Origin of the sequence: Collimonas sp. OK607, assembly GCF_900111995.1 — a bacterium.
Lineage (GTDB): Bacteria > Pseudomonadota > Gammaproteobacteria > Burkholderiales > Burkholderiaceae_D > Collimonas.
In genome coordinates this window covers 199,692-210,125 of the sequence record NZ_FOKF01000004.1, presented here as the reverse complement: position 1 = coordinate 210,125, position 10,434 = coordinate 199,692, and the positions used below count along the sequence as shown (strand labels likewise).

9 protein-coding genes are annotated in these 10,434 nt (G+C 56.5%); 1 reads left to right on the top strand and 8 read right to left on the bottom strand.

The window, feature by feature from the left end:
- Nucleotides 1-145: 145 nt before the first annotated feature.
- Nucleotides 146-679 carry an OmpA family protein gene (locus tag BM029_RS05120; protein WP_092433236.1) on the bottom strand — a complete coding sequence of 178 codons (534 nt, stop codon included), beginning with the start codon at nt 677-679 and terminating at the stop codon, nt 146-148.
- A 506-nt stretch (nt 680-1,185) separates the two neighbouring features.
- Here BM029_RS05120 and BM029_RS05115 point away from each other — a divergent pair.
- The gene (locus BM029_RS05115) at nt 1,186-2,595 is read left to right on the top strand and encodes a DEAD/DEAH box helicase (protein ID WP_092433234.1); all 1,410 of its coding nucleotides are present in this window, start codon (nt 1,186-1,188) and stop codon (nt 2,593-2,595) included.
- A gap of 276 nt (nt 2,596-2,871) precedes the next feature.
- Here the strand turns inward: BM029_RS05115 and BM029_RS05110 are convergent, their stop codons facing one another.
- From BM029_RS05110 to edd, 7 genes are all read right to left on the bottom strand, one after another.
- On the bottom strand, nt 2,872-3,732 hold the full coding sequence (locus BM029_RS05110) for a DMT family transporter (RefSeq protein WP_092433233.1): 861 nt from the start codon (nt 3,730-3,732) through the stop codon (nt 2,872-2,874).
- A 167-nt stretch (nt 3,733-3,899) separates the two neighbouring features.
- Entirely contained in the window at nt 3,900-5,030 is a 1,131-nt protein-coding gene (locus BM029_RS05105; protein WP_092433232.1) for an osmoprotectant ABC transporter ATP-binding protein OsmV, read from the bottom strand.
- Nucleotides 5,027-5,680: an ABC transporter permease gene (locus tag BM029_RS05100; protein ID WP_092433231.1), complete on the bottom strand. Its 654-nt coding sequence runs from the start codon at nt 5,678-5,680 to the stop codon at nt 5,027-5,029. Before BM029_RS05100 ends, BM029_RS05105 begins: the two co-directional genes overlap by 4 nt.
- Before the next feature lie 9 nt (nt 5,681-5,689).
- Nucleotides 5,690-6,595: a glycine betaine ABC transporter substrate-binding protein gene (locus tag BM029_RS05095; protein WP_092433271.1), complete on the bottom strand. Its 906-nt coding sequence runs from the start codon at nt 6,593-6,595 to the stop codon at nt 5,690-5,692.
- Nucleotides 6,596-6,624: 29 nt separating this feature from the next.
- Nucleotides 6,625-7,317 (bottom strand): ABC transporter permease, encoded by a 693-nt coding sequence (locus tag BM029_RS05090; RefSeq protein WP_092433270.1) that lies wholly within the window; start codon nt 7,315-7,317, stop codon nt 6,625-6,627.
- 522 nt (nt 7,318-7,839) lie between these two features.
- Nucleotides 7,840-8,496: a bifunctional 4-hydroxy-2-oxoglutarate aldolase/2-dehydro-3-deoxy-phosphogluconate aldolase gene (locus BM029_RS05085; RefSeq protein ID WP_092415851.1), complete on the bottom strand. Its 657-nt coding sequence runs from the start codon at nt 8,494-8,496 to the stop codon at nt 7,840-7,842.
- On the bottom strand, nt 8,493-10,373 hold the full coding sequence (gene edd / locus BM029_RS05080; RefSeq protein ID WP_092433229.1) for a phosphogluconate dehydratase: 1,881 nt from the start codon (nt 10,371-10,373) through the stop codon (nt 8,493-8,495). Before edd ends, BM029_RS05085 begins: the two co-directional genes overlap by 4 nt.
- Nucleotides 10,374-10,434 lie beyond the last annotated feature (61 nt).

Here is a 10,434-nt window from a genome sequence, read left to right as displayed (position 1 = left end):
CTTCTGCCGATTGCCTGTTTTTTTAGAGGCGCGACCCAATTCAAACCACAAAAAATAAAACCCACCAAAAAATGGTGGGTTCGTCAGCAACCTGACGCCCGGTATAACCGGGCGTTTTTTATTGGGGGAATGGAATGAATGGTGCTTATTGATGAACCGTCACCTCAACCCGGCGCGCATCGGCATCGTTGCCACCCAGAGAGACTTGTGGTTTATCAAAAATCACACGTGCCTCTTCCACGCCGGCAGCAACCAGCACCGCACGCACCGCTTTAGCCCGCTCTTTCGACACTTCGGCGTTCACATCCGCGTTGCCGCTGGCATCGTGATAGCCGGAGACGGCAACCGTGGCAGCCTGGTTGGCTTTCAGGTAAACCACAATCGCCGCGACATCAGTAGCGGCACTGGCGGGCGCTTCCGATTTACCTGTTTCAAAGAAAATCTTCACAACGGCTGGCACGGCTGCAGTTGAGGTGTCAGCAGAAGCGGCGGCAGGAGCTGCGGCAACTTGCCCCGCTCCGGCAGCTGGCGCCGACACGGTGCCAGTTGCCGTATTGCCACCCTTGCCCGCAGTGATCCCGAAATAGCTTGCTACCAGCAATACTGACACCACTACCGCACCAACGATGGCCCATACAATTCCCAATGCTGCCTTTTGTTCGCTATCGTTATTATCCATATGACTGCTCCTGTTGTTGAATTGCAATTAATCGATTGTATCTGAATATGCAAAACCCCAAAATGCACCATAAGCAACGGTACAGCCTCAAATCGGGGCCTAATTCACAGCAATCGTATGAATAAGGTGCATCGAATGTAAAAGTATTGTATTATCTTGTGCTGCGTTGCAATAACGAGCGCAGACAGTGGATTTCGGGATACCGATTGATTTTTGATCATATCGATTTTCGCCTACGCTGTAAAAACAATAAGTAGCTGCGCAAGCCTAAGCGTGTCCTGATCTCTGCGGGACATTGCATTGTAAAAGCCCTCCCGCCTTGTGTGTCGATCCTGACACCGTCCCGGCGCAAAGCTTTTGTGCCGAAATTTCTTTGTATTTGTTTCTTAGTCATTTCGTTGGTTGGCGTTGCTTTTTTGCGTTCGCTGCATTCGTCGCATTCATCGTTATCGATTGTTTGTACGATTTTTTGTGGCTCATGACGCTGCACTTTACGAAAGAAAAAAATGACTTTTGAATCACTAGGCCTCCACACGTCCGTTATCAAAGCACTGACCGAAGCTGGCTACACAAAACCAACAAGCGTTCAAGAACAAGCTGTCCCTGCCGCTATCGAAGGCCGTGACCTGCTGGTTTCCTCGCAAACCGGCTCCGGCAAGACTGCAGCATTCATGCTGCCGGCACTCCACAAATTCGCTTCGGAGCAACAAGCTGCTCCGGATGCAGCTGGCAAGACCCCTAATCAAGAAATGCAAGCCTCCCGTGCACGCGGCGAGCGTCCACGTTTCAAGCCGGCACAACCAAAGATGCTGGTATTGACACCGACCCGCGAACTGGCTTTGCAAGTGACTACCGCTACCGACAAGTACGGTTCGCACATGAAGCGCATCAAGGCGATCTCGATCCTGGGCGGCATGCCTTATCCAAAGCAAATGCAATTGCTGGCCAAGAATCCTGAGATTCTGGTCGCGACTCCCGGCCGTTTGATCGACCATATGGAATCGGGCAAGATCGATTTCTCGCAACTGCAAATCCTGGTGCTGGACGAAGCTGACCGCATGCTCGACATGGGTTTCATCGACGACATCGAAAAAATCGTTGACGCTACTCCTGAGTCGCGTCAAACCATGTTGTTCTCGGCTACGCTGGATGGCGTTGTCGGTAACATGGCAAAACGCATCACCAAGAACCCGATGATCATCCAGATCGCCGGTTCGGCCACCAAGCACGAAAACATTCAACAGAAGGTTCACTTCGTCGACGATCTGTCGCACAAGAATCGCCTGCTGGATCACCTGCTGCGCGACGTCACCATGGACCAAGCGGTTGTATTTACCGCCACCAAGCGTGACGCCGACACTATCGCCGACCGTCTGAACATCGCCGGTTTCGCTGCTGCCGCTTTGCATGGCGACATGCATCAAGGCGCGCGTAACCGTACCCTGGACAGCCTGCGTCGCGGTCAAGTGCGTGTTCTGGTTGCTACCGACGTTGCCGCTCGCGGTATCGACGTACCAGCCATCACCCACGTATTCAACTACGATCTGCCGAAATTCCCGGAAGATTACGTCCATCGTATCGGCCGTACCGGTCGCGCTGGCCGTAACGGTGTTGCAGTATCGCTGGTGAACCACGCTGAAGGCGTCAACGTCAAGCGTATCGAACGTTTCACCAAGCAATTGATCCCGGTCGATGTGGTTGAAGGTTTCGAACCAAAGCGTACTGCTTCCGCTCCACGCTCGAACCACAAACCAGGCGGCTGGAAACCAGGCGACAACCGCGGCGGCCCGGCTAAACCAGGCGGCCGTACTTTCAGCAAGCCAGGCGCACCGCGTAAAGAAGGCGGCGCTGGCGGCGGCTACAAAGGCAATCGTTCGAACGACAGCGGTGCACGTCGCTCGTTTGGCGACCGCTAAGTAAACCGGGCGATCTTGATGATCGCCTCGCAATGCTTGCATTAAATAAAAAGGCTGCTGGAAATTTCCAGCAGCCTTTTTTGTTGGGCGCGTCGTAAGCAATACTTCGGAAGTGTCGTAGGGTGGGCACGCCTTTGTGCCCACGCGCGAACTCACACCACGTATGCACCTATTGAAGCACCGCATGGGCCCGCTCTCCGGATATCACGGTAACGTGTGGGCACAAAGGCGTGCCCACACCCTACACATACCGGTTAAATTGAAGGCATTAATGCTTCAAGTCGACCATCCCAGCATCACCGCGCCCAACGCAATCACCGCGCACGACAATAGTCTGCGCACAGTCAGCGCCTCCCCCAGGAACATGCGGGCGATCAATGCCGCAAACAATACCGAAGTCTCGCGCAAAGCCGAAACCGGCCCCATCGGCGCCAGTGTAATCGCCCAAATCACAATGCCGTAAGCCAGCAGCGACATTGCGCCGCCGCCCAGGGCATTCCAGGTTGCGCGATCACGCAATCCGATTTGCAGACGGCCGTGCATCGACAGGTAAATCACCAGTAGCGGTATGCCGTCCAGCAAAAACATCCAGCCGGCATAGGATGCGGCACTACCGGCCAGGCGTGAACCGAGTCCGTCGACGATGGTATAACCTGCAATGAAAAGGCCGGTGGTAAACGCCGACAACGGCGCATCCCACTGCCGGCTGCCGGCCACGCTGTTCCCTCGTTTGAATTTGATCTGCGCCAGACTGACGATACCGACCGAAATCAAGGCCACGCCAACCAACGTCAAGGTTCCCAGCTGCTCACCGGCAAAAAAGGCCGCGCCAAGCGACACCAGCAACGGCGAAGAGCCGCGTGCAATCGGATAAGACTGGCCGAAATCTCCAACCCGGTAAGCGCGGACTAAAAAAAGGTTGTAGCCGGCATGCAGCGCCACCGACATCAGAATGTACGGCCAACTGGCCGGTGCCGGCATTGGCGCCCAGAGAACAATGGGAACAGCCGCTACCGCTGAACCTATGGTCATCAAGGTGATGGCCCATAAACGATCGCCGCTGCTTTTCAGCATAGCGTTCCAGGAGGCATGCAGCAGTGCCGCGCACAATACCAAAGCAATCACGCCAGCCGTCATGCGCTAGCTCCGGGGGAACACCTTGAATACCTGATCATAGATTTTGAACGACGGCGCCAGAATGATGATGCCTAGTGGCAAAGCCGTACATTGTAAATGGTATGTCAGGTCTTCGCCTGCCGGTCACACGTGGGCGCCCGTGGGCACCCATTGGCACGAACTGGAAATTACATGCCCACCCTGCTCCGCGTGCGGCCGGAACTGAGATAGTCGGCGATCGAATCCTGGGTAACTTCGCCCAGATAGCTATTGTCCTGGTCGATCACCGGCATCCAGCTGGTGCTGTGCTTGTACATCTTGGACAGCACCACGCGCAGATTTTCATCCGGCGCAGCACTGACGGTAAACGGCTTCATTTTGTCGATGCAGGCACCCTGCGCGCCACGCGCATCGCGCCTTGCCACATAACCTAATGCATGATTGTCGGCGTTGGTGACTGTCACATAACGGTAATCGTGTTCATCCATCACGCCGTATGCGGTCGCCATGCTGGCGTCTTCTCGCACCGTCGCAGAGTTGGCGGCGGCATCGCCGGCGCGTACCAGCAACAGGCGCTTCAAGGTAGCATCCTGGCCGACGAAAGAGCCGACGAACTCATCCTTGGGACGTGCCAGCAACGTATCCGGATGATCTACCTGCACCAGTTTGCCGGCGCGGAAAATCGCGATCTTGTCGCCCAGCTTGATCGCCTCGTCAATATCGTGGCTGACCATGATGACGGTCTTGTTGAGCTGGCGTTGCATCTGAAAAAACTCATTCTGGATCGATTCACGATTAATCGGATCTACCGCGCCGAATGGTTCATCCATCAACAGCACCGGCGGATCTGCCGCCAGCGCCCGGATCACGCCGATGCGCTGCTGCTGGCCGCCCGACATTTCACGTGGATAGCGCGTCAGGAAACGCTTGGGATCGAGCGCCACCATCGCCATCAATTCGGTCGCGCGCTCATGACAACGTTTCTTGTCCCAGCCAAGCAGGCGCGGCACCACGGTAATATTTTCTTCAATGGTCATGTTGGGAAACAAACCCACTTGCTGGATTACATAGCCGATTTTGCGGCGCAAGCTGACTTCATCGAGGTCGCTGGTATCTTCGCCATCCAGCTGCACACGCCCGGAAGTCGGTGCAATCAAGCGGTTGATCATTTTCAGCGTGGTGGTTTTACCGCAGCCTGAAGGCCCCAGGAATACACAGATTTCGCCTTCGGCAACCGTCAGGTTAACCTCATCCACGGCTTTGACTTTGCTGCCGTCTTTTTGTGTGAATACTTTACTTAGCTGGTCGAGTTGGATCATGATTTTTGCATTCCTTTCGGTGTAAGCAGCCGCTGCAGGACTTGCAGCAGCAGGTCGGCGACAATCGCCAGCAAGCTGATCAGCACCGCGCCGACTACCAGTTTTTGCATATTGCTTTGGCTGATGGCATGCAGGATCAAGACGCCCAAGCCGCCTGCGCCGATAATCGCTGCCACGGCCATCACGCCTATATTCATTACCACGGCGGTACGGACGCCGCCGAGGATGACCGGTACCGACAAAGGCAAATCGACCAGCCGCAGCCGCTGCCAGAAGGTCATGCCGATGCCGATGCCGGCTTCCTTGATGCCGTGGTCGATGCCATCCAGCGCCAGGTAGGTGTTACGCATGATCGGCAGCAAGGAGTACAGGAACACCGCCGTAATCGCAGGCAGCGGCCCGAGTCCCTGGCCGAAGCGGGAAAAGAACGGGATCATCAAACCGAACAAGGCGATCGACGGCAGCGTCAGGATCACGGTAGCCAGGCCCATCATCGGACTGGCCAGCCAGCGATGGCGGATCATCACAATCCCCAGCGGTACGCCGATCAAAATGGCCAGGCCGACGGCAACCCCCACCAGCATCAGATGCTGGATGGTGAGATGGAGGATTTCAGGCCAGGCGCTGAGCAGATAATTAAAGAATGTCATGCGGCTTCCTTATATCAAGCCTTCGGCGCGCAGGAAATCTGCGGCAACCTGGGCTATCGGCAACTGATCGATATCGACCTTTTTATTCATCTCTGTCATCTTGGCGGTATCGATCCTGGCTGACAGCGCGTTCAGCTGTTCGGCGAGCTGCGGGTTGGCGTCCAGGATTTCCTTGCGCACTATCGGCACCGCACTGTAAAAGGGGAAGAAGCCTTTGTTATCCTGCAGCAGCTTCAGATTAAAGCCCTGGACCCGGCCGTCTGACGAATAGGTCAGGCCGACATTCAACTGGTCGTTATTCAAGGCGGTATACACCAGGCCCGCATCCATCTGCTTGACCTCGCTTCGGTCCAGGTTGAAGCCATACAGCGCTTGCAGCGGCGCCAGGCCGTCGGGGCGCGAAGCAAACTCGAAATCGACGCCCATCAGATATTTTTTATCGGGATCTTGTTGCTGCGCCTGATTGATTTTGTTCGCCAGGTCTTCGATGGTATTCAAACCCTCTTCATCGGCGCGCTTCTGTGGTACCGCCAACGCGTAGGTATTGTTCAATGCAGACGGATTGAGCCAGACCAGGTTCCTGGGTGCGTCCAATGCCTTGACGCGTTGATAGGATTGGTCCTGGTCCAGCTTTTCATCTATCTTGTTGTACACGATCAAGGCAGTGCCGGTGTAGTCCCAGACGATATCGATCTGTCCGCTTTCCAGCGCCTGCCGCATGATGGTGGTGCCGAGGCCGTTCTTCAGATCGGCCGTGTAACCCTTGGCGTTCAGATATTGCTGCGTCATGGACGACAGAATCAGTTGCTCGGTAAAGTTCTTGCCGCCAACCACCAGATTGGCCGCGCTCGCTTGCGCCATGCCGAACAGGCCAAGCGCAAAAACCAGCAACGCATTTATACGTAGATTACTCATGTATGTTCCCTTTTCAGAATAGGCAGGCATCAGCGCAACAGCCCGCGTTTGCTCAGGTAGGCATTGCTGCCCAGCGAGACGATCGCATCCAGCATCAACGCCAGCACTGCGGTGGCGGTGGCGCCCAGCAGCAATTGCCCGTGGTTGTTCAGATAGATACCTGGAAAAATCAGGCCGCCCAGGCTTTCGCCGCCAATCAGGATCGACAACGGCGCGGTGCCGACAATGATCGCCAATGCGGTACGCACGCCGCCGACGATGATCGGCAGCGCATTCGGCAGTTCGACCCGGAACAATACCTGCAGCGGCTTCATGCCGATGCCCTTGGCCGCCTCCTTCATGGATGGCGATACCTGCTTCAAGCCTTCATAGGTATTGCGTACGATAGGCAGCAGCGCTGCCAGCCACAAGGCGATGATGGCCGGCTTGTCGCCGATGCCAAACAAGGCCAGCGCCAGCGCCAGCACGGCCATGGAGGGGATGGTGTTGCCGATATTGAAGATTTGCATCCACTTCTCGGCGTGCCGCGCGAAATATGGCCGGCTCAGCAGGATGCCGGCAGGAATGCCGCACAGCAGCGACAGCGTCAGCGACCATCCAACCAACACCAGATGACGGCCGGTGTAATAAATCAAGTCTCCCTGATACTGATGAATGACCGCAGGGCCGATCGACCAGCCAATGGCAGCCACGACCAAAATAGTGATGGCTGCGCCAACCATGGCGTTGCGATAGCGATTCGTCATGTTTACTCCCTTGCATATGCAGCGGCGGCACGGAACCGCATAGGCATAGCCGGAACCTGTCAGCGCGACATACAACTTCAATTTTTTATGATCTCGTCCGGTCTTCCCGCGGGGAGGACATTGAACAAGCCGACTGCCGCATGGGGCGGCAAAGAATGCGAGAACTTTCTCGACTTTGATGAAACTCCGGCGTTGCCGAAGCGTGAGACAACCCGCTGACGCGAGTCACGAAACCCAAAAATGTGCCGTTGAGGCAGCACCATGTTGTTGAGAGTTTGCCATTATAGCAAATTCCCTTGATGACGTCCAGTAATGGGATTGGCGAAAGCTATTACCGGAATGTCTTAAGATCCGGATAACGCAGGATTTATCCAATAAACGCTGGGAAAATATGATTTTTATAGCAATAAAAACTTGGGGAGATGGGAAGCGAATACAACTTGTCGAGAACCTCGCCATGGTTGACTAACCATGGCGAGGTTCTCGGGAGGGAGATACTTAGAGCGCCTTGCGCAACTTGCTGGCAGCCGCGGCCAGTGCGGTAATGCGCGCCCAGTCGCCAGACTTCAACAGTTCCTTCGGCGTCAGCCAGGAACCACCGACGCACGCAACGTTTTTGCAGGCCAGGAAATCCGGCGCGCTATCCAGCGAAATGCCGCCAGTCGGGCAAAAGGTGACGTCGCCCAAAGGACCGGCAATCGCATTCAACATGCCGATACCGCCCGCCGGCACTGCCGGGAACAGCTTCAACTGGCGAAAACCGGCTTCACGCGCAGCCATTACTTCGGATGGCGTCATCACGCCTGGCAGCAAAGGCAGGCCGCTTGATTTGGCGGCGGCGATCAAAGCTGGCGTCAAACCTGGCGAAACGCCGAACACCGCACCCGCATCGCGGGCCGCCACGAACTCATCCGCCTGGGTCAAGGTGCCGACGCCGACAATCGCACCCGGCACTTGCTCGGCGATGGCCCGGATTGCCGGCAAACCATGTACCGTGCGCAAAGTCACTTCAAGTACGCGAATCCCGCCGGCAACCAAGGCTTTGGCCAGAGGTACCGCATGCTCGATGTCGTCAATCGCAATCACCGGAATCACCGGCGATGCACGCATGATGTCTAACAGTTCGTTGCCGTAAAGGAGATTTGTGGATGTCATATCGTTGCTTTCTGTGGTTGTTCAGAATGATCGGCGGATTCGGTGCTATGCAAAACAGGCGGCAAGCCAAAGCTGGTGGCGCCCTCTTCAGCCGCGCTGACTGTGTTGCGGAACATCGCAAACAGTTCGCGGCCCATGCCAACGTGATTGGCTGACAAGTCGGTCGCCAGTGGCTGGCGCTGCGCCCACTCTTCGGCAGGTACCAAGGCTTCCAGTATACCCTGCTCGGCATCCATGCGGATCATGTCGCCGGTCCGCACCAGGCCCAGCGGACCGCCGGCCAGGACTTCCGGCGTCACGTGGATTGCCGCCGGCACCTTGCCAGAGGCGCCCGACATGCGGCCATCCGTGACCAGGGCCACATGGCGGCCGGCATCCTGCAAAATACCCAGCGCTGGCGTCAGTGCGTGCAATTCCGGCATGCCGTTGGCACGCGGGCCTTGATGACTCAGCACCGCGATAAAATCGCGATCCAGTTCGCCGGCTCGGAACGCCTTCATGAATGCTTCTTGCGAATGGAACACAACCGCCGGCGCCTGCACTACCCAATGCTCTTTCTTCACTGCGGAAATCTTGATGACTGAACGCCCCAGGTTACCGGTCAGCAGGCGCAAGCCGCCGTCGGCAGAAAATGGCGCGGTTGCAGTCCGCAATACCGAGTCATCGCCGCTCAATGCCGGCGCCGGCTTGAACACGACTGACTCACCTTCAAGGAATGGCTCGGCGCAATGCGCGCGCAGGCTGTCGCCGAGGATGGTTTTGACATCTTCATGCATCAGGCCCGCATCCAGCAATTCACGAATTACGAAACCGGTGCCGCCGGCAGCGTGGAAATGATTGACGTCGGCATCGCCATTCGGATAAATCCGGGTAACCAGCGGTACAACAGCGGACAGCGCGTCGAAATCGTTCCAGTCGATGACAATTCCGGCAGCCTTGGCAATCGCCACCAGATGCAGGGTGTGGTTGGTGGAACCGCCGGTCGCCAGCAACGTGACGATGGCGTTGACGATACTCTTCTCGCTGACCACATGGCCAACCGGCAGGTACTGATTGCCGCGGTCGGTGATCTTCAAAGCCTGGCGCGCCGCCTCGGCAGTCAGGGCATCGCGCAGCGGTGTATTCGGGGTGATGAATGCAGAGCCCGGCAGATGCAAGCCGAGCGCCTCCATCAGCATCTGATTGCTGTTGGCCGTGCCGTAGAAAGTGCAGGTGCCGGCGCTGTGATAGGACTGCGATTCGGCTTCCAGCAATTCAGCGCGGCCGATTTTTCCTTCAGCGTAGAGCTGGCGAATCTTCACCTTCTCTTTATTGCTCATGCCGCTGGTCATCGGTCCGCCGGGGATGAACACCGCCGGCAAATGGCCGAAATGCAAGGCGCCGATCAACAGGCCCGGCACGATCTTGTCGCAGATGCCGAGATACACCGCAGCGTCGAACATGTTGTGCGACAGTGCAATCGCCGTCGCCATCGCAATCGCATCGCGCGAGAACAAGGACAACTCCATCCCCGGCTGACCTTGCGTTACACCGTCGCACATCGCTGGCGTACCGCCTGCAAACTGGGCGACACCGCCGGCAGCGTGGACTGCATCCTTGATAATTTGCGGAAAGCGCTCGAACGGTTGATGTGCCGACAACATGTCGTTATACGACGATACGATCGCAATCGATGAACTTTTATCCTGTTTCAGTCTCAACTTGTCATTGGTTGGAAACGCGGCAAAGCCGTGTGCAAGATTGGTACATGACAGCGCTCCACGCTGCACATCCTGACGGCGCGCGTGTTCCAGGCGCGCCAGATAGGCGCTGCGATAGGGCTGGCTGCGGGCAACGATACGTTCGGTGACTTTGGCGACGCTGGCTTGAACAGACATGATTTGATCCTTGAAACAGTAGAGATTTGAAATTTTACTACAAAATAATGCAGCAACGCTA